Here is a 24,318-nt window from a genome sequence, read left to right as displayed (position 1 = left end):
CGTAGCTCGAAGAGCAAAGGCGGAAGCGTGCCCACCATTGTCGTTACGAATGCGGATGCATGGTGGGCACGGCGCAAGCGCGCCTTTGCCCCACCTTACGAGACCGAGGTGTTCCGCGCCTTCCTTGCCAATTGCACCATCTCCATCAGCATCGCTTCCCCCGCGTCCACCAGTTCCTCCAGCGTGATCCGGGCGGCGCCCTTGCGCCGCACGGCGCCGCCGCGCGCGAGCAGCGGAATGTGGATGAAGGCCGCAAGCTTCGGCCCGCCCGACCTGACGTTCTCGATCGCGCGCCAGCTCAGGTAATTGCAGAGATACGCGCCGGCATCGCGCGAGGGGCGCGCGTCGATGCCGGTGAGGCGCGCGGCGCGCAGCAGCCTTGCGGTGTGCGGGCCGAACGTCATCGCATCTGCATGGCCGGCGATGCCGCGCTTGCTCGAGCGCGTGTTGGCGGCATCCGGCCAGAGCATGGTGACGGCGTTGCGCGCGCGGGTCTCGATCCGCAGATAGGGCGTGCGCGCCGCGAGGCCGAACATCAAAAGCGCGTCGGGCTTTTGGGCGGCGAGCACGTCAGGCAATTGGCGGTCGACGGCAGCATAGGTGACCGGGAAGATGTGGCTCGACAGCTCGACGTCGTCGAGCGCCGGCCGGCGCAACTGCATCAGCCGGGCCACCAGCGCCTGGGTTGGATTGTAGGGCGCGCCGGGAAATGGCCCGAAGCCGGTGAGGAGAATGCGGGGCCTGGTCATTGCAACAACTCCAGAATGCGCTCGGCGGCGAGCGCCGGCGTGAGATGGCCCTCGGCGACCTCGGTTTCTATCTTGCGGACCTTGGTCCGCACCGACGTTTCGCTCCGCAACCTCGCCAGCATGCGCTGCTCCAGCATCGACCACATCCACTTCACCTGCTGGTCGCGCCGCCGCGCGGCGAAGTCGCCGGATGCGTTCATCGCCTTGCGGTGGTCCAAAACCTTCTGCCAGAGCTCGGCGATGCCGGTGCCGGCCAGCGCCGAATAGGTGATAACGGGCGGATGCCAATGCTCGGACCGGGGGCTCAGAATATGCAGCGCGCCGCGATAATCCGCGGCGGTGATGTTGGCGCGCTTGAGATTGTCGCCGTCGGCCTTGTTGATCGCGATCATGTCGGCAAGCTCGACGAGTCCCTTCTTGATGCCCTGCAGTTCGTCGCCGCCACCCGGCAGCATCAGGGCGAGGAAGAAGTCGGTCATGTCGCAGACCGCGGTCTCTGACTGGCCGATGCCGACGGTCTCGACCAGCACGACGTCGAAGCCGGCGGCTTCGCAGAGCAGCATCGCCTCGCGCGTCTTCGCCGCGACGCCGCCGAGCGTGCCTGACGACGGCGAGGGGCGGATGAAGGCACTGTCCGATGCCGAGAGCCGCGCCATCCGCGTCTTGTCGCCGAGGATCGAACCGCCGCTGCGTGCCGAGGACGGATCGACCGCGAGCACCGCGACCTTGTGGCCCTGCTCGATCAGATACGTCCCGAGCACGTCGATGGTGGTGGATTTGCCGACGCCGGGCGAGCCGGTGATGCCGACGCGAAACGCCTTGCCGGTGTCGGGCAGGAGCATCTGCACCAGCTCGCGCGCCAGCGCCTGATGATCGCCGCGCCGGCTCTCGACCAGCGTGATGGCGCGGGCAAGCGCCGCGCGGCTGCCGGCGCGGAGCTCCTTGGCGAGGGTCTTGATGTCGAGCGGGGCCTTCTCAGTCATGCCCTGCTTTACAACGGCCCGGCGGGGCAGGCGAGGGCCGCCCGCGCCATATCACCGGGATGTTGCTGCCGCCGGCTGCGCCGGTTTCACCTTCCGCCACACCCACACCATCACCGGCCAGAGCAGCGCGCCGATCGCCATCGCGGCGAGGATCGCCGCAACCGGGCGCTCGAAGAACGGCAGGATGCTGCCGTCGGACTTGATCAGCGAGGTGACGAAGGCCTGCTCGACCATGGTGCCCATGACGATGCCGAGCACCATGGCGGCGACGGGATAGCCGTTCGCCTCCATGACATAGCCGATCACGCCGAAGGCGGCGACGGTGACGACGCCGAACATGTTGTTGCCGATCGCGAACGAGCCGACCGCGCAGCACAGCATGATGATCGGCATGATGGCCGAGCGCGGCGCCAGCAGGATATAGGCGGCGACCCGGATCATGGCGATGCCGAGCGGGATCATCATGATGTTCGCGATGATGAACATCAGGTAGATCGCGTACATGCTCGACGCCTTCTCGGTGAACAGCGTCGGACCGGGATTGAGGCCCTTCATGTAGAGCACGCCGATCGCGATCGCGGCGATGGTATCGCCGGGGATGCCGAACAGCAGCGAGGGCACCCAGCCGGAGGCGATGCTGGCATTGTTGCTGGCGCCGGCTTCGACCAGGCCTTCGACATGGCCGGTGCCGAACTTTTCCGGCTCCTTGGAGAAGCGCTTCGACATCGCGTAGGAGACCCAGGCAGCCATGTCGGCGCCCGCGCCGGGCAGCACGCCGATGATGATGCCGACGATGTTCCCGCGCGTCATCTGCCAGTGATACAGCTTCGTCAGCTTCCACTGGCCGGCCATGATGCTTCCGAACTTGCGCCGCGGCAGCGGCGGCGGCTCCGGCGTCAGCATCGCGCGCATCACCTGCGCCACCGCGAATACGCCGACCAGCGCCGGGATCGGCTCGATGCCGCCGAACAGATCGGTGAGTCCGAAGGTGAAGCGCGGGACGCCGCCGGGATTCTCGATGCCGATGCAGGCGACGAGCAGGCCGATGAACATGCCGGCGATCGCCTTCACCGGCGAGGAGCGCGCAACCAGGGTGGCGCACATCAGGCCGAGCAGCGCCAGCCAGAAATATTCGAAGGTCGAGAACGACAGCGCGATCTCGGCCAGCGGCGGCGCCAGGATCATCAGCGACAGCACTCCGGCGATGCCGCCGACCGCCGAGAACCAGACGCCGGCCCCGAGCGCGAGCTCGGCCTGGCCCTTGCGCGTCATCGCGTAGGCCTCGTCCGCATAGGCGGCGGAAGCGGGCGTGCCGGGAATGCGCAGCAGCGCGCCGGGAATGTCGCCGGAGAAAATTGCCATCGAGGAGGCCGCGACGATGGTCGCGATCGCCGCGATCGGCGAGAGATAGAAGGTGACGGGGACGAGCAGGGCGGTTGCCATCGTCGCCGACAGGCCCGGCAGCGAGCCGATCACGAGCCCGTACACGGACGCTGCGAACATCGCGATGATGACCTCCCAGGTGGAGATCAGCGCGAACGCATCGATCAGGGTTTTCAGCATGGGATTACCAGGGCGCCGGCAACAGGCCGGCGGGCAGCGGCACGCGGAGCAGCTTGCCGAAGATGAGGTGGATGGCGAAGGGCGAGAGGGCCGCGAGCGGCAGGGCCAGCTTCCACCTGGCCCCGAGCGCGGTCGAGGTGACGTAGACCATGATCGCCGCGGTGATGATGAAACCGAGCCGGTCGGCCGCGACGACGTAGAACAGCAGCAACGCCGGCGGCAGCAGCGCGCGCAGGCCGTAGAGCTTACCCTGAGGCGGCGGGGCAGCGGCCTGGCCGTCCTCCATCGGAACCAACGCTTCCTCCTCCTCGAAGGAATGGCCAATGCCGAACACGATCGCGAGCCCGCACAGCGCAAGGCCGCAGCCGATCACGAGCGGAAACACGTTGGGGCCGACCGGCTGGCCCGGCACCGGCGGCAGGATCCAGCCGCCATAGGCAGCTGCTGCGCCGAGCACGACGAGAAACGATCCCGTCACGGAGTCGGGAAGACGCATGGGGTGGGGTCCTGTCAGAATTCCGGGAGGTGCGCTCCCTCTCGCCGCGTGGGCTGGGCCAGCGCATATGCCGAAGGTGCTCGGCCTGCATGGTTCGAGGCGCCCGCTTTTGCGGCCTCCTCACCACGAAGGTCTGTTATCTCGCTGCTAAACGCGCCCTCATCCTGAGGGCCCGCCGCGGGCGGGCGTCTCGAAGGATGGGCTGCAAGCGAGTTACTCGCCACGTTCTTCTTCACATGCAATAGCCCCGCCATCAGCGGGGAGGGGTGAAACATCACGCCTTGCTCAGGCCTGCCGCCTTCATGGCTTCGCCCATCTGGGCGTCGCCCTTGTCCATGAAGGTGGCGAAGTGAGCGGCATCGCCCCACACGGTGCCGAAGCCGCGATTGCTCATGAAGTCCTTGTACTCGGCGGAATCGTAAACCTTCTTCAGTGCCGCGGTGAGCTTCGTTGCGATCTCCGGCGGAAGGTTCTTTGGCCCGGCAATGCCGCGCCAGGCGCCCGTCGCGTAGTCGATGCCCATCGCCTCCTTCAGCGTCGGCACGTCCTTGAAGATCGGGTTGCGGGCCGGCGCCATGATGGCGAGGCTCCTGGCCTTGCCCGCCTCGATGATGGCACGCGCCTCGGGCACCGAGCAGGTGGTGAGGTCGAGGCCGCCAGCGGCGAGATCCTGCATCGCCGGGGCCGCACCGTTCGAGGGCACCCACGCGACCTGATTGGCAGGCAGGCCCATGGCCTGCATCCAGCCGACCAGGGCCAGATGCCAGATGCCGCCCTGGCCGGTGCCGGAGGCCTTGAACTTGCCGGGAGGCGCCGCCTTGATCGCATCGGCGAGCTCCTTGACCGTCTTGTAGGGCGAGGAGGAGGAGACCTGGATGCCCGGAGGGTCCTCGTTCATCAGCGCCAGCGGGGTGTAGCTCTTCGGCGTCAGCTCGGTCAGGCCCTGCCAGTGCATCATCGAGATTTCGACGGTGAGCATGCCGATGGTGTAACCGTCGGGCTGGGCGGTCGCGATCGCGCTATGGCCCACCACGCCGGAGCCGCCGGTGCGGTTGACCACGTTGAAGGGCTGGCCGAGGTCCTTTTCCAGCAGCGCTGCGACAATGCGCGCGGTCGCGTCGGTCCCGCCGCCGGCGCCCCAGGGCACGATCACGGTGACCGGCCGGGCCGGATAGGCTTGTGCGAGCGCGGGCTTGAAGCCGAAGGCGGCGGATGCGGCGACTGCGGCGGTTGAGGCCGCAAAGGTGCGGCGCGTAATCTTGGACATGAATCCTCCCAGCGGCACCCGTGACGCCGGGCGCTCTTGTCAATGGCGGCATTCTAGTCGGCTTTGCGGAGCCGCCGCAAGATAGCGCTACCAACGAGATTGTCGCGTTGCGCGTGAAAGTTGGATGGCCATCGGATGGGCAGTCGGAAACCGGGTGGGTTTTGCCCGCGCGAGCAGCCAACCTCAGCGCGAACGGAAACCGAAGGCGAGCCACCGATGACCCGAGCCTATTACAGCGCCGTGCTGGACCACCCGCTGGACGACGTCTGGTCGCTGATCCGCGATTTCAACAACTATCCCGCCTATATCGACGGGGTGAGCGAGAGCGTGATCGAAGACGACAAGCGCGGCGATGAAGTCGGCGCCATCAGACGTTTCTGCTATCTCGGAAACTGGATCCGTCAGCGCCTGGTCGATCACTCGGACCGGCAGCACACCCTAGCCTATGCCGGTCTCGAAGCGTTGCCGTATCCGCAAGACGACGGAGGCCGCGCGCCGACGCCGACGCACTATCGAGGCACCATGCATCTGCGTCCTATCATCGAGGGCAACCGTACCCTCATCGAATGGTCGGTTGCACTCGAGACGGAGCCCGCGGATGCCGAGCGCTGGCAAGCCCTGTTCGCGTCCTGGATTCCTGATTGGACGGATTCGCTGGCGCGGACACTGGCGCGAGCCCATCCGCGATCCAGTTAGCGATCGTTCACTACTCCTCCGCGTCGCCCTTCGGCCGCGCGCCGCCGAAGATTCGCGTGCCTTCTGCGCTGAGATACGGCTTCAGCGCCTCCCAAGGCACGAAGGCAACATACCCGCCCTCGGCATAGGGACCGACGGCGTAGGGCGGGTAGTGAAAGGTGAGGCCGGAGCTCTTGCCTGCTTCAGTTGACGGCGCAAGCGTCACCGCGCCGATCTTGAGCAGGCTCGGTTCCACGCTCTTGAACCATTCGTCGGTCGCGGTCTCGCCGGCACCGCGCTTCTTCTTCTCGGCCTTGAGCGAGGTGATGATGGCCGTCACCATCGCCTTCATGGCCGGACCCTTGTCGGCGGTCTCGGTGAAGAACGGGCGGATCGAGATGCGCTTGTTCGCCGCCTTGTCCCACAGGATCGTGTTCACATCCGAATTGGGGTGCGCGCCGCGGGTGTTCATGTAGTCGTTGCGGAGGACGCTGACATAGCGATCGGCGACGACCGAGCGGATCTCATATTTGCGCTCGAAGTCCCAGCCACCGTTCGTGAAGAACTGTGGGTCCGCCTTGCGCGAGGCGGCGGCCTCGACCGCATTCTTGTCGAGCCACTTCTTGCCTTCGGCCAGGCAATCCGCCGCCAGCGCCGCATTCGCTTTGATCCTGTCGTCGAGGAAGACGCGCGCCTCGATGCTCCTGGTCTTGACGATGGCGTCGGGCTTGGGGTCGGCGGCGTGGGCGATGCCGAACAGCGCGCTGCAAACTGCGGCCGCAGCCAGCGCGCGCATGAACGTTGGCGCGAGAAACATCACGCAAATCCTTCTTGCCGGAAGTTCGAGCGACGGCTACTCCGCCGCCTCGCTATGCCCGAGCCGGGCGTTCAGCTTGCGGATCAGCTCCTCGGCGGCGTCCGCGATCACGGTCCCCGGCGGAAAGATCGCCTCAGCGCCGGCGGCGTAGAGCGCGTCGTAGTCCTGCGGCGGCACCACGCCGCCGACGATGATCATGATGTCGTCGCGGCCCTGCTTCTTCAGCGCGGCCTTCAATTCCGGCACGGCGGTGAGGTGGGCGGCGGCAAGCGAGGAGACGCCGAGAATGTGGACGTCGTTCTCGATCGCCTGCCGCGCAGCTTCGTCGGCGGTGGCAAACAGCGGCCCGATGTCGACGTCGAAGCCGATATCGGCAAAGGCAGACGCAATCACCTTCTGGCCGCGATCGTGGCCGTCCTGGCCGATCTTGGCGACGAGAATGCGCGGGCGGCGGCCTTCCGCCTCCTCGAAGGCGTCGATCAGCGCCTGAACCTTCTCGACCTGGTTACCCATGCTGGACGCCTCCCGCTTGTAGACGCCGGTAATGGACTTGATCTCGGCGCGGTGCCGGCCGAACACCTTCTCCATCGCGTCCGAAATCTCGCCGACTGTCGCCTTCGCCCGTGCCGCGTCGATGGCGAGCGCGAGCAGATTGCCGTTGCCTTCGCTAGCTGAGCGCGTCAGCGCGGCGAGCGCGGCATCGACCTCGTTCTGGTTACGCTCGGCTTTCAGCCGCTTGAGCTTGTCGATCTGAAGCCGGCGGACATTGGTGTTGTCGACCTTCAGGATCTCGATCCTGTCCTCGTCGGTCGGCTTGTACTTGTTGACGCCGATCACCGCCTGCTTGCCGGCATCGATCCGCGCCTGGGTCTTGGCCGAGGCCTCCTCGATGCGCAGCTTCGGCAAGCCGGCCTCGATCGCCTTCGCCATGCCGCCGAGTTCCTCGACCTCCTGGATGTGGCTCCACGCCTTCGCCGCGAGGTCGCGCGTGAGCCGCTCGACGTAGTACGAGCCGCCCCAGGGATCGATGATGCGGGTGGTGCCGCTCTCCTGCTGCAGGAAGAGCTGGGTGTTGCGGGCGATGCGCGCCGAAAAATCCGTCGGCAAGGCGAGCGCCTCGTCGAGCGCGTTGGTGTGCAGCGACTGGGTGTGGCCCTGCGTTGCGGCCATGGCCTCTACCGTGGTGCGCATCACGTTGTTGAAGACGTCCTGCGCGGTCAGCGACCAGCCAGAGGTCTGGCTGTGCGTGCGCAGCGAAAGCGAGCGCGGGTCTTTCGGGTTGAACGGCTTCAGCAGCTTCGCCCAGAGCAGGCGCGCGGCGCGCATCTTGGCGACTTCCATGAAGAAGTTCATGCCGATAGCCCAGAAGAACGACAGGCGGGGAGCGAAACGATCGACGTCGAGCCCCGCGGCAAGGCCGGCGCGCAGATATTCGACGCCGTCGGCGAGCGTGTAGGCGAGCTCGAGGTCCTGCGTCGCGCCGGCCTCCTGCATGTGATAGCCGGAGATCGAGATCGAATTGTACTTGGGCATCCTCGTGGAGGTGTAGGCGAAGATGTCCGAGATGATCCGCATCGAGGGCGCCGGCGGATAGATGTAGGTGTTGCGCACCATGAACTCTTTCAGAATGTCGTTCTGAATCGTCCCCGAGAGCTTCTCCGGCGGCACGCCCTGTTCCTCGGCGGCGGCGACGTAGAGCGCGAGGATCGGCAGCACCGCGCCGTTCATGGTCATGGACACGCTCATCTGGTCGAGCGGAATGCCCGCAAACAGCGTGCGCATGTCGTAGATGGAATCGATGGCGACGCCCGCCATGCCGACATCGCCGCCGACGCGCGGATGGTCAGAGTCGTAGCCGCGATGGGTGGCGAGATCGAACGCGACCGAGAGGCCCTTCTGGCCCGCCGCGAGGTTGCGGCGGTAGAATGCGTTGGAGTCCTCCGCCGTGGAGAAGCCGGCATATTGCCTGACCGTCCAGGGCTGGTTGACATACATGGTCGGGTAGGGGCCGCGCAGGAACGGCGCGATGCCGGGATAGGTCTCGAGGAAATCGAGCCCGGCGAGATCGGCCTCATCATAAGCGGGCTTCACCAGAATGCCCTCGGGCGTCAGCCACGGTTCGGCGCTGCCGACTGGCGCTGCGGCGGCGGCGCGCTCGAAGGCAACATCGGCGAAATTGGGAATGCGCGTCATTCCTTTGTTTCCTCAAACTGGCGATTTCGTTCGATTAATCGCTGAAGATTCTTCTTGTAGACGGGATCATTGAAACCCGTTTTCCGTGGCGCATTGAACGTGTGTTCCGCGCTCTGCGCCCCGTCAAGTGCGCGCGCCAAACGCCATGCGATTATATCCGGCAGCGACCAGAACAGAATTTCGACCAGGAACCGAAGCACGGGTCACCTTAGCATGGTTGTGATTGAAGACGGTCAATCATGATCCGGATGCTGATGGCTGACGATGGTCGCCATCTTCTCCGGTCCGTAATTCTGCTGCGTGGTCTGGCTCGGCAGATTGGCGATGCCGACCACCCAGCCGAGGCGGGATTCGGTGCCGAACTGGCGCGTCGGGATCACCCAGTCGGGGTGGTCGAAGGTGCCGGTCATGATCTCGATGCGGTCGCCGTCGATGCGGCCGAAGCTCAGCGGCGTGCCGCAGGCGGCGCAGAAGCCGCGCTCGGCGATGGTGGAGGAGCGGAAGAACGAGGGTTGTCCCCTGGTCCAAGCGAAGTCCGTCTTGTTGATATCGGCAAAGGAGGCGAATGGCGCACCGGCTGCCTTCTGGCACATCCGGCAATGGCAGATCGAGACCCTGGTCGGCGCCGTCATGACGGCAAAGCGCACCGCGCCGCATTGGCAGCCGCCCGTGAGAACGGGTTTGCCGGTTTCGGTCATGGCTGCTCCATCCGTCGATAGGCGTCCTGCAGTGTCACAAGTGCATCGCCTCCGGCGAAGATAAAGCCCGTGACGCCGGCCGCCCGCAGCGCCGCCTCGGCATCGGTCGGGCGGCCCGCCAGATAGATATGTCTGCTGCCTGCCGTTTGCAGGGCCCGGGCGGCGGGTTCCGCCTGACCGGCATAGACCTTGTCGCTGGAACAGAGGCAGGCGAGCTCCGCACCTGAGGCCTTGAAGGCGGCTGCGAGCTTGGCCGGATCGGCAAAGCCCTCGCTGTCGACCGCCTCGATGCCGCCGGCTTCGAAGAAGCTCTTCGCGAAGGTGGCGCGCGCGGTGAAATCGGCAGGTGTGCCGAGATTGGCCAGGAACACCTTTGGCCGCGCACCACGTGCCTTCAACGCTGCGTCGGATTTGTCGCGCAGCGCCTCGAACGGTTCTGCCAGCCGGATCGGCGGCAGCGCATCGAACTTGTATGTCTGTTCCCCGTAAGGCGGAAGCGCGATCGGCGTTGTCGTCAGCACGGTCGCTTCGCGCTCATGCAGGTTCGGAAACTCGCTGGCGCCAGTCAGCACGTCGCGGCGCTTTGCGATGTTGGCCTCGCGCGCCTTTCGCGCGGCCGCCACCTTGCTCTGGAACCGGCCCTGCTGAAGCGCCGCGAAGGCACCTCCGGCTTTCTCGCTTTCCTGGAACAGCGCCCATGCGGCGTCGCAAAGCTGCGCGGTCAGCGTCTCGATGCCGCCTGCGCCCGCCGCGGGATCGCTGACCCTGGCGAGGTTGCTTTCTTCCAGCAAGAGAAGCTGGGTGTTGCGCGCCACGCGCCGCGCGAACGGATCGGGCAGGCCGAGCGCCAGCGTATGCGGCAGCACCGTGATCGCATTCGCGCCGGCGAGCCCGGCGGCGAACGTTGCCATGGTCGCGCGCAGCATGTTCACGTAAGGGTCGCGCTGCGTCAGCATGCGCCAGGCTGTATCGGCAGCAATGAACAGCGGTTTCGGCGTCAGCCCGCAGGCCGTTTCGATGCGTGCCCACAACAGCCGCAGCGCGCGGAATTTGGCCATGGTCAGGAACTGGTCGGCATCTGCGGCAAGCCGCGCATAGACCATGCCCTGCGCCTGCTCGAGGGAAATGCCGGCGCCTTCGATCGCGCGCAGATAAGCGACGCCGCAGGCCAGCACGAAGGCAAGCTCCTGCACCTCCGAGCCACCGGCATCATGGATCACGCGCCCGTCGGCGGAGGCAAACGGTCCCTTGAAGCCGAGCGCGGCAAGGCCCTTGATGGCGCCGGCGAGTGCAGGAACGATCTCGTCCCAGGTGTAGGGGCTGTGCCCCCACATTGCGGCGGCCGCGAGCGGATCGAGCCCGAAGCGGATGTTGCAGGCTGCGGGATCTAGTCCCTTGCTCTTCACATAATCCGCGACGTGGATCGCAGCCATCCGCGATTGCGGGCCGATCTGAAGCTCGAGGCCGATGCCGGCGTCGAGATGAATGTCTTTCAAAACCTTTGCGACCGCATCCGCCGAAGGTTCCAGGCCGAAACCATGGGCGCCGCTGCCCCCGGCGAACACCAGCGCGAGCCCCGTCGCGCCGTTCTCGAGGTCGGTCAGGGCCTGCGCATTTGCGAGCGCCGCATCGGGATGGTCGATCCGCTGCACGATCTGCCATGGCGCAGCCGGCGGGCGTCCCACCACGGGCGCAACGCCCTTGGTGCGCGGATAGAGCGGATCGATCTTGATGCCGTCATAGGTCTTGCCGACCAGCTTCTCGAACGGCGCGCCCTTCAGCACGCCGTCGACCAGCTTGCGCCAGTCCTCGACGGTCGCCTTGGGAAAATCCGCCGCCAGCGGCAGGTCGTCAGTCACGGAGGTCATGCGGCGAGGGACTCCCAAACGTCTCGTTGTTCTCAGGCGAAATTGCCACGGCAGACCGTCCCTGCAAACGGTTGTTTTTGGTTAACCGGTATCCGGAAGCCGCTCAATGCCTTGCGTGGAGACGCTGGCGAGGCCGTCACGCACACGAATGCCCGAGATCACGCGGTCGGGCGCGATCTCGGCCAGCGGCACCAGCACGAAGGCGCGCTCGAACAGGCGGGGATGCGGCAGCGTCAGATCGGGCTTCTGCAAGGAGACGTCGTCATAGGCGATCATGTCGAGATCGAGCGTGCGCGGGCCCCAGCGTCGCTCCTTGGTTCGCGTGCGGCCGAACTTCTGCTCGACTTTCTGCAGCACGAACAAGAGCGCGTGCGGATCGAGACCGGTCTCGATCTCGATGCAGGCGTTGATGAAGGGATCCTGGTCCTCGTCGCCCCAGGGCGGAGTGGCATAGTCCGAGGAGCGTGCGATCAGCGTGCCTTGCGCCATGCCGCAGATATGGGCGATCGCCTTGCCGAACGTCGTGCGGACATCGCCGACATTGCCGCCGAGTGCGATCAGCACGCTCGCCATTTCAGGGATGCCGCGAGCGCGTCAGCACGATGCCGACATCGTCGAAGATCGCGGCGATCGGCGCATGCGGCTTGTGCACCGTGATCTTCACGGCGCGGACGCGCGGGAAGTTCGACAGGATGGCATCGGCCACGGCGCCGGCCGCGCGCTCCAGCAGCTTGTAATTGGTGTTCTTGAACGCCGCCGTCGTCGTCGCCACGACATCGGCGTAGGACACCGTGTCCGCGAGCCGGTCGCTACGCGAGGGTTCAGACAGGTCGGTATAGAGTTCGAGATCTATGACGAAACGCTGGCCGACTTCGGTTTCGTGATCCATCACGCCATGGCGGGCATGGATCGACAGGCCGGTGACGAAGATCGTATCGGTCATTGCTTGCTCTCGATTGCATGCGCCACCCGCAGCGCCTGCAGGGTTTCGCCGACATCATGGGTCCGGATGATCTTCGCGCCGCGCTGCGCGGCGATCAGGTGGGCCGCGATCGAGCCGGCGAGCCGCTGCGATGGCTCCGACGGCGACACCGAGGCGATGAAGCGCTTGCGCGAAGCGCCGACCAGGATCGGCAGGCCAAACATATCGAATTCGCGCAGCCGCGCCAGCGCGGTCATGCTCTGCTCGGCCGTCTTGCCGAATCCGATGCCGGGGTCGAGCACGATCTTGTCGTGCGCGATGCCGGCCTGTGCGGCGATATCGAGCGAGTGCCGAAAGAACGCCGTCATGTCCGCAATGATATCGATCGCGGGATCGACGCTGTCGCGGTTGTGCATGACGACGACGGGAACGCCTCTTGCGGCGATCAGCGGCGCCATGTCGGGATCGCGCTGCAGGCCCCAGACGTCGTTGGCGATCGCCGCGCCATGGTCGAGCGCGAAGGCCACCACCTCGGCCTTCATGCTGTCTATCGAGACCGGCACGCCGAGCGCCACCACGTCGGCCAGCACCGGCTTAAGTCGTGCCAATTCGTCTGCCGCGGTGACCGACCGGGCACCCTTGTAGGGCCGGGTGGATTCGGCGCCGATATCGATGATGTCGACGCCATCGACGATCATCGCCTGCGCCCGCTCCAGCGCCCGCGCGGGCGCGATGAACGCGCCGCCATCGGAGAAGGAGTCCGGGGTGATGTTGAGTACGCCCATCACCGCAGGAAGAGGCCGCTCCAGCAGCGTCCGCAGCACCTCAAACCGGGCCGAGCCGGCCGGCGAGACGGATGGGGAGGGCGAGGCGTTCATGCGGGTGGCTTTAGCGGGCGGGAAGGGGGGATTCAAGGCGGGAGTGGGGTGGGTGGTGCGGAGGGTTGGGCAGGGTATCGCATGCTTTCGCTGTCATTGCCCGCGAAAGCGGGCAATCCAGTATTCCAGAGACCGTGCCGTGATACGGAGAAGATGCGGCGTACTGGATACTCCGCTTTCGCGGAGTATGACCGCGGAGTTTGAGCAGGCATCATTGCCCGTTGGGCAAATGCCGAAGGCCGCTCGGCTCGCCCAATGCCAAGACGTCCGCCCTAATACGTGATCTTCGGCGGCAGCTTCTTGGCCTTGGCGATGATGTCGCCGACCGATTTCTCGGAAGGCAGGATGCGGACGAGCTTCTTCTTCTCGTTGGCTTCGCGCATGCTCTGGGCAAGCCTTGCGGGATTTCGATAGGCGAGCTCGCGCACGGTGGTGACGCCGGCGGCGCGGACCAGGCCGACCTTGGCCTTGCCCATGCCGGGAATGCGCATGTAGTCGGAGACGTTGGCCCATTCCAGCAGCGACTGCTCGCTGATGCCCGTCTTGGCGGAAAGCGCCTTGCGGCCCTTCACGGTCGAGGCCGCCTCGAGCAGCGCGTCGGTGGTGCGGATTCCTTGCGCCTTCAACTTGTTGGCTGCAAAGGTCGACAGGCCCTCAATCTCGGAGATTGGATATGTCATGACACTCGGTGTGAAATGCGTGGCTTCAGGCGAACTGGCTGAGGCCCGGAGTCCCAGCGATGATCTTGCCCATCTGATCCGCTCCGATTTTGTCTCGCCCGTAGCGGAAAAGTTCACGGGCGACCTTTTGAATATCGGACATGCCCAGTCCCAGGCCCATCAGGCGCGTGCCGACCGCCATCAAGCCGCCGCCCATCAGCCGCGACAGGCCGCCGCCGCTCCTGGACGCCTCGATTGCAGCTTCCGCTCCTGGGATCTGGTCGATCAGGGCCTGCACGCTCTCGGAAGGACCCTCGCTGCGGAGGAAGCCCAGGATAATGCCGACGGTTTTTTCAGCGACAGCACCATCTATGCTGGCGTTTGCCGCCAGCCGTCCGATCAGCTCGTCCATAAGGCCCCTCAGCCGGTTGCACGCCGGAGTATTGCTTTCGAAAAACGATCTTGAGCCGGTGTGATGTGAAATTCAAGCGATGAACGCACGCGCGGTCGCGATTCATCCTCGAACGCGCGAAAAGTGTTGCAGCCGTGCAAGAGCCGAGATCGAATCGGCAAAAAAATGCCGCGCTGCGAATACCTGGTTCCTACTTTCGGCTGATGTCGTCCATTTGTGTCCGACAATGTCGCATGCTCGGGGCGCGTTGAACGGTTTTAATCGGTATGCGACATGCGTTAAACTACGGAACTGGCGCATTCGAGTTTCAATACGCGAAACTCGGCAGAGAGATCAGAGAGAATAATGACCGCACACGACAGCAAGCTCGGCGATACCGACGACAAGATTTTCGTCGGCAAGGGAGACGAGCAGGCATGGCTGACGCTGGCGCTCGCCAATCGCCACGGCCTCGTCACGGGCGCGACCGGAACCGGCAAGACCGTGTCGCTTCAAGTGATGGCGGAAGGATTTGCGCGCGCCGGTGTTCCCGTATTCGCGGCCGACATCAAAGGCGACCTGTCCGGAATCTCGGAAGTCGGCGAGGCCAAAGACTTCATTCTCAAGCGCGCCGGCGACATGGGTCTCAATTTTCAGCCGGACCAGTTCTCGACCGTGTTCTGGGACGTGTTCGGCGAGCAGGGACATCCGGTCCGCGCCACCGTCACCGAAATGGGGCCGCTACTGCTGGCGCGGATGCTCGATCTGAACGAGGTGCAGGAAGGGGTTCTCAACGTCGCATTCCGCATCGCGGACGAGAATGGCCTGCCATTGCTGGACATGAAGGATCTGCGATCGCTGTTGGATGCGATCGTTCCCGCCAGCGGCAAGAAGGGACCGGATGCTGAGGAAGATCCGTTAGCCGAGATCCGCAAGGCCGCGCAGAGCTTCGGCAATGTCAGCAAGGCGACGGTTGGAACCATTCAACGCCAGCTGCTGGTGCTGGAAAACCAGGGCGGAGCGAAATTCTTCGGTGAGCCGGCACTGGAGCTGAAGGACTTCATGAAGACCGATAGCGACGGTCGCGGCATGGTCAACATTCTGGTTGCCGACAAGCTGATGGAGAGCCCCAGGCTCTACGCTACCTTCCTGTTGTGGTTGCTGTCGGAGTTGTTTGAGGAATTGCCGGAGGCCGGCGATCTGCCGAAGCCAAAACTTGTGTTCTTTTTCGACGAGGCGCATCTGCTGTTCAACGATGCGCCGAAGGCGTTGATGGACAAGATCGAGCAGGTGGTTCGTCTGATCCGTTCCAAGGGCGTCGGCGTCTATTTCGTCACGCAGAATCCGATCGACGTTCCGGACAAAGTGTTGGCCCAGTTGGGCGGTCGCGTGCAGCATGCGCTGCGCGCCTTCACACCGCGCGACCAGAAGGCGGTCGCCGCTGCGGCGCAGACCTTCCGGCCCAACCCGAAGCTCGACACCGCCAAGGTGATCACGGAGCTCGGCAAGGGCGAGGCGCTGGTGTCCTTCCTCGAGGGCAACGGCACGCCGTCGATGGTGGAGCGGGTGATGATCCGGCCGCCGACGGCGCGGATCGGGTCGATCACGCCCGAGGAGCGCAAGGCGATCATGAGCAGGAGCCCGGTAAAGGGCAAATACGATACCGCCGTCGATTCCGAATCCGCCTACGAGATGCTCCAGAAGCGCATCGCCGACACCGCGGCCACGGCGGACAGTCCAGCGGGCGGAAGCGGCGGCGGCATCCTGGGCCAGATCGGCTCGATCGTCGGCACCATCTTCGGCACCAACGTCAAGCGAGGGCGTCTGTCGACCGGCCAGGTCATTGCGCGGGACGTGACGCGATCGGTCACCAACCAGGTGATCGGCGGGATGGCCGCCAATATCGGCAAGTCGGTCGGTGGCCAGCTCGGGGGCTCGATCGGCCGCACGCTGGTCCGCGGCGCGCTCGGTGGATTGCTGCGGCGGTAGGCAGGACGCCCGACGGGAAGGCAATTCGTCCGCCGAGCTCATCGACCTGTCCCTCGATCGAGGGACCGAACGTTGCACACATTCAGGTGATAGGGCTCTCCAAGCCCCCGCGGGTCTGCTACGTCCTGTTTGGTCGCCGCACCGGACCCCCGCCTCGTGACCCCGCCCGCCCCCTTAGCCAAGCCTGATGCGCCGAGACGTCCGTCGCCGCGTGCGCCGCTGGATCTGCTTTTTCTGTTCTGCTGCGTCCTCCTGACGGCTGACGTGCTCGTCCCCGAGATCTTCGGCCACGGCAAGACCAAGGATTACGTGCTCTGGTATTGGGCCGGACAGCAGGTCTTGCAGGATGGGCCGCTCTATCCTGCCACGGCCCGCGACTATTTCGACTTCATCTATCCACCGCTCCCCGCGATCCTGCTGGCGATCCCGACCTGGTTCGGCAAAATCCCGCTCTATGTCGTCCTGTCGATCTTGAATGCTCTGGCGTGGTGGTACACCGGGACGCTCTCCCAAGTCATGGCCGGCTCGCACCGCAAGCCTGGCCGCTGGCTGGAAGCGCTGCCGGTCCTGGTCACCGTGGCCTTCGTGTTCGACATGTTCGATCTGGGCCAGCCGAATCTCGTCCTGCTCGCGATGATGCTCTATGGCTTCTGGAGCCTGCGGCATCAGCGGGCGTGGCTCGCCGGCTTCCTGTTCGCGCTCGCCGCCGCCATCAAGGTGTTTCCGATCGCTGTGCTGCCCTATCTGCTCTGGCGGCGGAAGTGGGCCGCCCTCGTCAGCACGATCGCCTTCACCGGCATCCTGCTCTATGTCGTGCCGGCGCCGATCCGCGGTTTCGAGCGCAATGCGGCCGAGCTTGCGGTCTGGTATCAGGGCATGGTCGGGACGAGCTCGGAAAAGGGCTTTGGCCAGCGCGCGGAGCAGAACTGGTCATGGGTCAACCAGTCCCTCATTGCCGTCACGCATCGCCTGGTCCGTCCGATCAACTACAATCAGGACGATCGCAACAAGCCGCCGCGGACGATGAACGTGATCGACGTCGATTACCGGACGGCGAACTGGATCGTGCTGGCGCTGTCGGCACTGCTCGGGCTCGGCTTCGTCGCGATCATGCCGCGGGAGGCGCAGCGGACCGAGCGCTCGGATGCCGAGGAGCTCGGCATCCTGTTTTGCCTGATGACGGTGGCCTCGCCGCTGGCGCGGCAATACTACTTCATGTGGCTGTTCTTCCCGATGACGGTGCTGATGCATCGCGCCGCCTTCGACGTGCGGGCACATGTGCGCCTGGGAACCTGGCTCGCTTTGGGCGCCGCCGGCATCCTCATGCTGCTGTCGCTGCCGTGGTTTCCCAAGGTCATCCAGGCCTGTGGCAACAACCTCGCTGCGACGGCCGTCCTCGCAGGGTGCCTCGCCTGGCACATCCGGCATCCGCCGGTTGCGGCTGGCTCCGAGGCCGCGCCGGCGTTAAAAGCGGAGACACCTTGAGACCCCGCAATCAGGAACACCACAATGTCCAACACGCAGCTTCAATCCGTGCTCGACCATATCGACAAGGATTTCGACAACAGCCTGGAGCGCCTGTTCTCGTTGTTGCGGATCAAGTCGATCTCGGCCGATCCGGCCTTCGCGGATGATTGCAAGGCTGCGGCCGAGCATCTCGCCAAGGACATCGCCAGCTTCGGCGTCGCGACCGAGGTGAGGCCGACCGCGGGCCATCCCGCCGTCGTCGGCAGGACCGGAGCGGGCGGGCGGCCGCACGTGCTGTTCTACGGCCATTACGACGTGCAGCCGGTCGATCCGCTCGATCTCTGGCATCGTCCGCCGTTCGAGCCCGTTGTCGCGGATCATGCCGACGGCCGCAAGATCATCGTCGCCCGAGGCGCCGAGGACGACAAGGGGCAGGTGATGACCTTCGTCGAGGCTTGCCGCGCCTGGAAGAAGGTGACGGGCTCGCTGCCGGTCGACGTCACCTTCCTGATCGAAGGCGAGGAGGAGGTCGGCTCGAAGAATTTCGTGCCCTTCATCGAGGCCAACAAGCACGAGTTCAAGGCAGACTACGTTCTGGTCTGCGACACCGGCATGTGGGATCCCAACACGCCGGCGATCACGACCTCGCTGCGTGGCCTGCTCTATGAAGAGCTGAAGATCACCGCAGCCAACCGCGATTTGCATTCCGGCGTGTTCGGCGGCACCGCGATGAACCCGATCCGGGTGCTCACGAAAATTCTGGGCGGCCTGTTCGACGACGACAACCGCATCACCATTCCCGGCTTCTATGACGGCGTGAAGGAGACGCCGCCTGACATCCTTGAGCAGTGGAAGAAGCTCGATTTCACCCCCGAGACCTTCCTCAAGCCGGTCGGGCTGTCGCTCCCGGCTGGCGAGAAGGGCAGGCTCCTGGTCGAGCAGGCCTCGACGCGTCCGACCTGCGACGTCAACGGCATCTGGGGCGGCTATATCGGCGAAGGCTCCAAGACCGTGATCCCGTCACATGCTTCGGCCAAGGTGTCGTTCCGCCTCGTGCAGGGCCAGGATCCCGCGAGAATCCGCAAGGCCTTCCGCGATTACGTATCGGCGCGCATTCCCGGCGACTGCAAGGTCGAGTTCGGCGACCATTCCGCCGCGCCTGCGGTCGCGCTCGACTGGACCATGAAGCCGCTCGCCGCCGCCGGCAAGGCGCTGGCCGAGGAGTGGGGCAAGGAGACCGTGCTGATGGGCTCGGGCGCCTCGATTCCAATCGTCGCCGACTTCAAGCGCACGTTGGGCCTCGACTCGCTGCTGGTGGGCTTTGGCCTCGACGACGACAATATCCACTCGCCGAACGAGAAATACGACCTGCGGAGCTTCCAGAAGGGCATCCGCTCCTGGGCCCGCATCCTCGCCGCGCTGGCGGAGGTGAAATAACGGCACGGCGTCGTAGGGTGGGGCAAAGGCGCAAAGCGCCGTGCCCACCATCTCTCGGAGATTGCGAAGGAACAAGACGTGGGCACGCGGCGCTTTGCCCACGCTACGAGAGCTTCATCCGCTACTCTCTCCCCGTCATTGCGAGCGCAGCGAAGCAATCCAGAATCCCTCCGCGGAAACACTCTGGATTGCTTCGTCGCAAGGGCTCCTCGCAATGACGAGCGGAGAGGCCGCCGCACCAAATAAAAACGCCGCCCGGGATTGGGCGGCGTTTCATTCCAAAAGGCGTAGAGGTTCGTTGGGCGCTACTCTACACCGGATCCAAAATATCTCAAGACCTGTAGCCGGGATTGACGCGGTCGAGCTTGCGCAGCAAGGGCGGCCACACCAGGTTGGTGGCGCGCAACTCGGCGCGGTCGCGATTCGACAGCAGCTCGGTGTTCTTGTCGATCGCGATATCGTCGACCGGATAGATCGGCGTGCCCAGCGCGCGCGTGCGCACCTGCATCGAACAGGCGCGCTCGAGGTGATACATGCGCTCGAAGGCGGAGGCGACCGAGCGGCCGACCGTGAGCGTGCCGTGGTTGCGCAGGAGCATGTGGTTGTGGTCGCCGAGATCCTTCTGCAGCCGCGGCCGCTCGTCGTGGTCGAGCGCAATGCCTTCATAGTCGTGATAGGCGAGATCGTGGGTGACGAGCTGGGCAGTCTGGTTCAGCGGCAGCAGGCCTTCGGCGCTGCTCGACACCGCGGTGCCGTCGAGCGTGTGGAGATGCAGCACGCAGATCGCGTCCTCGCGCACCTCGTGGATCGCCGAATGGATGGTGAAGCCGGCCGGGTTGATGCTGTATTCGCTCTCGGAGAGCTGGTTGCCGTGCAGGTCGACCTTGACGAGGCTCGAGGCCGTGATTTCCTCGAACATCAGCCCGTAGGGGTTGATGAGGAAGTGATGGTCGGGACCGGGCACGCGCGCGGAGATGTGGGTGTCGACCAGATCGTCCCAGCCGTACAGCGCAACAAGGCGATAGCAGGCCGCGAGATTGACCCGTTGCTGCCACTCCGCCTCCGTCATGTTCGACGGCACTTCCCTGAGGCGCGCTTCCGCTGGCGACATGGCTGATCTCTCCGAAACATCGTTGTTGCGGGGCGCAAACCTATTCTTGCTGCGGGCTGGCAGCAAGACGGCCAAAAGCGCGGCAGTTCAGCGTAGCCCGCATGAGCGCAAGGGATAGGCGCGGCTGCCCCGAAGGTCCCGGATGTGTGGCGCTCATCCAGGCCACGACTGCGTTGTTCTTGTGCAGCCCGGAGACCGGGGAAGGAAATTACGGCGCCGGGATCGACAGCAGGCCGGAAATGGCGCGGCCGCGGATGTCGTAGACGCGGGCGAACACCACGTCGTCGCGCTTGATCTCGACCATGACGGGCGCGGTGAGGCCCTTGCAGTAGAACTCGCCGAGCGTCATGGCGAAATCGGCCGCGTTGGAATCCCAGCCGATGGTGAAGTCGGGCCCGAGCGCGACCTGGGCCGGGCGTTGCGGGCCGCAGACCGCGACCTTCCATTTGCGGTTGCTGGGCGGCACTTCCTGGCGTTCGACGAGCTGCTCGCGCAATTCGTCGGAGGCCTGCTTCAGGGCGAGGCCCCAATAGTCCAGCATGAAGCGGTCGTCGGCGCCGCGAACGGTCCCGGCGATATGGTTGAAATGCGTGTATTGGTAGGGGTGCAGCCGGATCATCTCGGCGAGCGACAGCGCGAGGCCGAAGCAGAAGGTGGCGAGCACGACCGGCTGCCAGGTGCGGTGATTGGCGCGCAGGCGCTCCATGGCCCAGGCGAACGCGACGCCGCCGAGCACCGCCATCGGCGGGATCACGAAGACGAAATGACGGATGCCGTTGTACAACGCCGGGCGCTTCACCATCGCGATCGCGAGCGGCAGGGTCGCAGCCAGCGTCAGCATCAAGAGGATGGTCTTGCGGCGCGCCGGAACCCCGCGTCGCGGCAACATGGCGAAGGTGCTGAACACGGCGCCGGCGGTCAGCACCAGCATCACCTCCGGCAGCTGCAGTGCGAACAGCGTCGGCAGATAGGACCAGGGCATGTCGGGCACCGACACGATCGCGCCGTCGAACATCTCCTTCCACGGCTTCTCGAAGAAATGCGAGAAGTAGGTCAGCGCGTCGAAGGGATTGCCGGGCTCCATGATCGACCACGGCCAGATCAGGCCCATCACGAGATAGCCGAGCACGAGGCCGGGCAGCAGCACATAGACGACATGGGCAAAGCGGCGGACCGACTCGCGCAAACCCTCAGTGCGCAGTTCCTCCAGCAGCAGCGGTATGAAGCCGAGCACGGCGTAGACGAGTGCGAGCCCGCCGAGAATGCGGCAGCCCAGCGAAAGACCGGCACCCAGGCCGACGATGAGGACTGTGCGCGGCGACGGCCGCGGATATTCCTCGGCGAGACGGACGAGGCCGAGCATCAGGATGATCATGGCTACCGCGAAGGGCGCATCCTTCGGGTTCATGAACATGTGGCCGTAGAAGATCGGGCAGAGCGCGAGCAGCAGGAGCGAGGCAAGACCCGCAAGAGGTCCGCCGACGCGGCGGCCGAGCCGCCACGTCACCGCAAGGCCGATCACGCCGACGATGGCGCCGACCAGGCGGCGCGTCTCGAACAGTTCGAGCGGGATGACCTTGTGGAGGAGGGCCGCGACCATGTCGAAGCCGCCGCCATACATGTAGAGATTGGCGAAGGAGAGCGCCGCGGTGTCCTTGAAGCCGGAACCGAACATGCGCAGCAGTAGGTCGGCGTATTCGGCGTGGGTGTAGTCGTCCCAGCCGAGCCCGTAGTCGCGGAACGTCAAGCCTGCGATGACGGCGACCGCAGCCAGCACCAGCATGGCGAGATCGTCGCAAGTCCGTTCGACCGAGCGCCGCAGGGGCGTATCGATCACCGAAGTCGTGATGGATGTCATGGCAATCGGTGCCCCGGAATCCTCGCTTGGCCCCGCCGGTGCGCGCGGGCCTGCTCCCCGGACTCCCTATAGCGCAGTTCCATTACCAAGTAATTGGGCATTATAGCTAAAATCCTGATGCGACGCAGCAATTCCCGTTCTTCGGAGGACCCTGAGCAGTACCGAGCCGGAGCTGAAGGGAATGTGAATAAGTCCCTGATTTCCTTCCCTTTAGGAACACCGCCTACAATTGGCCGTTGGCGTGGAACATCGTATGACGGTATCGTGGCGTAGCGGTTGTCGCGTGTGGATGCGCGGCCGGGGGTGAGTTCGATGAGCTTGGCATTGTTGATCGTGGGGATTTGCGCCGTCCTGGCGGGTCTCCTTGCGATCATTTTCGGCCTGACGATCAGGGAATTCAGCCTCGGCGGAACTCTCATAATCTCCGGCGCCATCGGCGTCTGCTCCGGAATGTTACTGGTCGGCCTGTATCTCGTGCTGCTCGAGCTCAAGGGCATCGCTCGCCGGCTGGCCGCCGCGATCGCGCCGTCCGATGTTCGGGTCAGGCCCGTGCTGCCGGGCCTCGCCGTATCAGGCACGGTCACGCCCGAGCCGGCGCCGCCGCCACCACCGTCCGCAGGCCCGCGGCCGTGGCAGAGCGAAGCTGCCGCGCGCGAGCGTCCACGGGGCGAGGGACCGCAGGAGGCCGAAGCTCCTGCGCCGCCACCCGCTCCGGAAGCGCCGCGCCGGCGCAACCTGTTGTTCACCTCGACCTCGCGCAAGGAGCGCGAGCGCGCGGAGAAGGCCAACGAAGGCGCGGCGTCGCAGCTGCCTGCGGAGGAGCACGGTGAGGCGCCGGACCATCCGCCCGCGAGCTTTGACGCGGCCTGGCCGAAGCCGGATCGTATGCGCCCGCAGGAGCCGCCGGCTCCTCCCCCACGCCGTCCGCTGCCGCGCTCCCCCTCGACCTTTGCGGAGACCGCCCCACCGCCTGCACCCGAACCGCCGCCACCCGTCGAGCCGGCACCCGTGACCGTGCTCAAATCCGGCGTCGTCGACGGCATGGCCTATTCGCTCTATTCCGACGGCTCGATCGAGGCGCAGATGCCGGAAGGCATGATGCGCTTTGCCTCGATCGACGAGCTCCGTGCCCATCTCGACCAGCGTGGTTGAGGCTGCCGCGCATAAGTAAAGCAGCGCCGTTCACCAGTAATCAGCGCATCATCGTCCGTTATCTTGTTTCAGCCGAACGTATTGTTGACATGGAATACTCTGGCGTCGTCAATCCCGTGAGACGCAAGGTGGAGGGAGGGCGGCCGATGTCGGACGCGGGGGCCAGGAATTTCATCGAGCTGACGGCAAGCATCGTGTCGGCCTATCTCAGCAACAATCCGACGCCGGCGGCCGAGATTCCGAACCTGATCAGCCAGGTGCATGGCGCTCTGGTGCGGGTGTCGTCGGGCCGCACCGAGGCGGCGCCGCTCGAGCCCGCCAAGCCGGCCGTGTCGCTGAAGAAGTCGATCGCGCCCGATTATCTGGTCTGTCTGGAAGACGGCAAGCGCTTCAAGTCGCTGAAGCGGCATTTGCGCACGCAGTACAACATGACGCCGGAGCAATACCGCGAGAAGTGGGGCTTGCCGGCCGACTATCCCATGGTCGCCCCGAACTATGCGGTGGCGCGCTCGCAGCTTGCCAAGCAGATGGGCCTCGGACAGCAGCAGCGAAAGCGGAAGTAGTCGCGCCTGGAATCTCGTAGGGTGGGCAAAGCGGAGCGTGCCCACCACTTCGAGCGCGAGTGATGAAAGATGGTGGGCACGGCGCAAGGGCGCCTTTGCCCACCCTACGACGCCACCAAGCTTGTCACGTCGCTTCCGCGAGCGCCTCTTTTGCGTCGGTCTTGATACGCTCGACCATCGAGCGCAGGCCATTGGAGCGCTGCGGCGTCAGATGATCGCGGAAGCCGAACTCGTTGAACACGGCGATCGCGTCGGTAGCGAGGATCTGCTGCGGCGTGCGGCCCGAATAGAGCGCAAGCACGATCGCGACCAGCCCGCGCACGATATGCGCGTCGCTGTCGCCGCGATATCTCAGGATCGGCTCGCCATTGCTGCGGTCGACCAGCTTCTGGAGCCAGACCTGGCTGACGCAGCCCTGCACCTTGTTGGCGGCGGAGTGTTCCGCCTCCGGCATCGGTTCCAGGGTGCGGCCGAGCTCGATGACATACCGGTAGCGGTCGTCCCACTCGTCCAGAAGCTCGAAATTGTCCCTGATTTCGTCGATCGTCGTCATGTTGGCCCGTGTTCGCGTTCAGGCCAATA

The 24,318-nt window shown here is 65.2% G+C and carries 24 protein-coding genes; 6 read left to right on the top strand and 18 right to left on the bottom strand.

Going from position 1 to position 24,318, the window contains the following annotated elements; translation table 11 throughout:
* Positions 1 to 95: 95 nt before the first annotated feature.
* From XH96_RS27260 to XH96_RS27240, 5 genes are all read right to left on the bottom strand, one after another.
* Positions 96 to 749, bottom strand: coding sequence for a pyroglutamyl-peptidase I (locus tag XH96_RS27260; protein WP_194388483.1), 654 nt, complete (start codon positions 747 to 749; stop codon positions 96 to 98).
* A complete protein-coding gene (meaB, locus tag XH96_RS27255) occupies positions 746 to 1,732 on the bottom strand; it encodes a methylmalonyl Co-A mutase-associated GTPase MeaB (RefSeq protein WP_194388482.1) in 987 nt (328 codons plus the stop codon). The genes XH96_RS27260 and meaB overlap by 4 nt, the downstream gene beginning before the upstream one ends.
* Before the next feature lie 51 nt (positions 1,733 to 1,783).
* Positions 1,784 to 3,295 carry a tripartite tricarboxylate transporter permease gene (locus tag XH96_RS27250; protein ID WP_194388481.1) on the bottom strand — a complete coding sequence of 504 codons (1,512 nt, stop codon included), beginning with the start codon at positions 3,293 to 3,295 and terminating at the stop codon, positions 1,784 to 1,786.
* A gap of 4 nt (positions 3,296 to 3,299) precedes the next feature.
* Positions 3,300 to 3,791 (bottom strand): tripartite tricarboxylate transporter TctB family protein, encoded by a 492-nt coding sequence (locus tag XH96_RS27245; RefSeq protein WP_028176697.1) that lies wholly within the window; start codon positions 3,789 to 3,791, stop codon positions 3,300 to 3,302.
* 274 nt (positions 3,792 to 4,065) lie between these two features.
* Positions 4,066 to 5,058 (bottom strand): tripartite tricarboxylate transporter substrate binding protein, encoded by a 993-nt coding sequence (locus XH96_RS27240; protein ID WP_194388480.1) that lies wholly within the window; start codon positions 5,056 to 5,058, stop codon positions 4,066 to 4,068.
* A 216-nt stretch (positions 5,059 to 5,274) separates the two neighbouring features.
* On the opposite strand from XH96_RS27240, the gene XH96_RS27235 reads away from it, so the two are divergent.
* Positions 5,275 to 5,754, top strand: coding sequence for an SRPBCC family protein (locus XH96_RS27235; RefSeq protein ID WP_194388479.1), 480 nt, complete (start codon positions 5,275 to 5,277; stop codon positions 5,752 to 5,754).
* Between the two features lie 10 nt (positions 5,755 to 5,764).
* Here the strand turns inward: XH96_RS27235 and XH96_RS27230 are convergent, their stop codons facing one another.
* The 10 genes from XH96_RS27230 to XH96_RS27185 form a co-directional block, all read right to left on the bottom strand.
* Positions 5,765 to 6,550, bottom strand: a complete 786-nt coding sequence (locus XH96_RS27230; RefSeq protein ID WP_194388478.1) for an RsiV family protein — start codon at positions 6,548 to 6,550, stop codon at positions 5,765 to 5,767.
* 36 nt (positions 6,551 to 6,586) lie between these two features.
* Positions 6,587 to 8,743, bottom strand: coding sequence for a methylmalonyl-CoA mutase (gene scpA / locus XH96_RS27225; RefSeq protein WP_194388477.1), 2,157 nt, complete (start codon positions 8,741 to 8,743; stop codon positions 6,587 to 6,589).
* Positions 8,740 to 8,943: a hypothetical protein gene (locus XH96_RS27220; protein WP_194388476.1), complete on the bottom strand. Its 204-nt coding sequence runs from the start codon at positions 8,941 to 8,943 to the stop codon at positions 8,740 to 8,742. Before XH96_RS27220 ends, scpA begins: the two co-directional genes overlap by 4 nt.
* Before the next feature lie 33 nt (positions 8,944 to 8,976).
* The gene (locus tag XH96_RS27215; protein WP_028176690.1) at positions 8,977 to 9,441 is read right to left on the bottom strand and encodes a GFA family protein; all 465 of its coding nucleotides are present in this window, start codon (positions 9,439 to 9,441) and stop codon (positions 8,977 to 8,979) included.
* A complete protein-coding gene (locus tag XH96_RS27210; protein ID WP_194388475.1) occupies positions 9,438 to 11,309 on the bottom strand; it encodes a methylmalonyl-CoA mutase family protein in 1,872 nt (623 codons plus the stop codon). The genes XH96_RS27215 and XH96_RS27210 overlap by 4 nt, the downstream gene beginning before the upstream one ends.
* A gap of 81 nt (positions 11,310 to 11,390) precedes the next feature.
* Positions 11,391 to 11,882: a 2-amino-4-hydroxy-6-hydroxymethyldihydropteridine diphosphokinase gene (folK, locus tag XH96_RS27205; RefSeq protein WP_194388474.1), complete on the bottom strand. Its 492-nt coding sequence runs from the start codon at positions 11,880 to 11,882 to the stop codon at positions 11,391 to 11,393.
* 1 nt (position 11,883) lies between these two features.
* Positions 11,884 to 12,252: a dihydroneopterin aldolase gene (folB, locus tag XH96_RS27200; protein ID WP_194388473.1), complete on the bottom strand. Its 369-nt coding sequence runs from the start codon at positions 12,250 to 12,252 to the stop codon at positions 11,884 to 11,886.
* Positions 12,249 to 13,109 (bottom strand): dihydropteroate synthase, encoded by an 861-nt coding sequence (gene folP / locus XH96_RS27195; RefSeq protein WP_194388472.1) that lies wholly within the window; start codon positions 13,107 to 13,109, stop codon positions 12,249 to 12,251. Before folP ends, folB begins: the two co-directional genes overlap by 4 nt.
* Positions 13,110 to 13,381: 272 nt before the next feature.
* On the bottom strand, positions 13,382 to 13,789 hold the full coding sequence (locus XH96_RS27190; protein WP_028176685.1) for a DUF4332 domain-containing protein: 408 nt from the start codon (positions 13,787 to 13,789) through the stop codon (positions 13,382 to 13,384).
* A 25-nt stretch (positions 13,790 to 13,814) separates the two neighbouring features.
* Positions 13,815 to 14,180, bottom strand: coding sequence for a DUF2267 domain-containing protein (locus tag XH96_RS27185; RefSeq protein ID WP_194388471.1), 366 nt, complete (start codon positions 14,178 to 14,180; stop codon positions 13,815 to 13,817).
* A 345-nt stretch (positions 14,181 to 14,525) separates the two neighbouring features.
* Here XH96_RS27185 and XH96_RS27180 point away from each other — a divergent pair, with 345 nt between their 5' ends.
* The 3 genes from XH96_RS27180 to XH96_RS27170 all read left to right on the top strand — a co-directional run bounded on the left by XH96_RS27180 (position 14,526) and on the right by XH96_RS27170 (position 19,052).
* Positions 14,526 to 16,148 (top strand): helicase HerA-like domain-containing protein, encoded by a 1,623-nt coding sequence (locus XH96_RS27180; protein ID WP_194388470.1) that lies wholly within the window; start codon positions 14,526 to 14,528, stop codon positions 16,146 to 16,148.
* Between the two features lie 156 nt (positions 16,149 to 16,304).
* Complete coding sequence (locus XH96_RS27175) at positions 16,305 to 17,633, top strand: glycosyltransferase family 87 protein (RefSeq protein ID WP_194388469.1); 1,329 nt, start codon at positions 16,305 to 16,307, stop codon at positions 17,631 to 17,633.
* A gap of 24 nt (positions 17,634 to 17,657) precedes the next feature.
* Positions 17,658 to 19,052: a M20/M25/M40 family metallo-hydrolase gene (locus tag XH96_RS27170; RefSeq protein WP_194388468.1), complete on the top strand. Its 1,395-nt coding sequence runs from the start codon at positions 17,658 to 17,660 to the stop codon at positions 19,050 to 19,052.
* A gap of 331 nt (positions 19,053 to 19,383) precedes the next feature.
* On the opposite strand, the gene XH96_RS27165 is transcribed toward XH96_RS27170, so the two are convergent.
* Together XH96_RS27165 and XH96_RS27160 are read right to left on the bottom strand one after the other, a co-directional pair.
* Positions 19,384 to 20,163: a class II aldolase/adducin family protein gene (locus XH96_RS27165; protein ID WP_131874338.1), complete on the bottom strand. Its 780-nt coding sequence runs from the start codon at positions 20,161 to 20,163 to the stop codon at positions 19,384 to 19,386.
* A 208-nt stretch (positions 20,164 to 20,371) separates the two neighbouring features.
* On the bottom strand, positions 20,372 to 22,021 hold the full coding sequence (locus XH96_RS27160; protein ID WP_194388467.1) for a glycosyltransferase family 39 protein: 1,650 nt from the start codon (positions 22,019 to 22,021) through the stop codon (positions 20,372 to 20,374).
* 312 nt (positions 22,022 to 22,333) lie between these two features.
* Here XH96_RS27160 and XH96_RS27155 point away from each other — a divergent pair, with 312 nt between their 5' ends.
* Both XH96_RS27155 and XH96_RS27150 read left to right on the top strand, forming a co-directional pair.
* Positions 22,334 to 23,173: a DUF308 domain-containing protein gene (locus XH96_RS27155; protein WP_194388466.1), complete on the top strand. Its 840-nt coding sequence runs from the start codon at positions 22,334 to 22,336 to the stop codon at positions 23,171 to 23,173.
* Between the two features lie 146 nt (positions 23,174 to 23,319).
* The gene (locus XH96_RS27150) at positions 23,320 to 23,736 is read left to right on the top strand and encodes a MucR family transcriptional regulator (protein ID WP_131874332.1); all 417 of its coding nucleotides are present in this window, start codon (positions 23,320 to 23,322) and stop codon (positions 23,734 to 23,736) included.
* 124 nt (positions 23,737 to 23,860) lie between these two features.
* Here XH96_RS27150 and XH96_RS27145 read toward each other — a convergent pair whose 3' ends face one another.
* Complete coding sequence (locus XH96_RS27145; RefSeq protein ID WP_061878019.1) at positions 23,861 to 24,289, bottom strand: SufE family protein; 429 nt, start codon at positions 24,287 to 24,289, stop codon at positions 23,861 to 23,863.
* Positions 24,290 to 24,318 lie beyond the last annotated feature (29 nt).

The organism is Bradyrhizobium sp. CCBAU 51765, assembly GCF_015291725.1.
GTDB classification, from domain to species: Bacteria; Pseudomonadota; Alphaproteobacteria; order Rhizobiales; family Xanthobacteraceae; genus Bradyrhizobium; species Bradyrhizobium liaoningense.
Note: the sequence above shows the minus strand (reverse complement) of the source record. Positions and strands in the feature narration are given on the sequence as shown.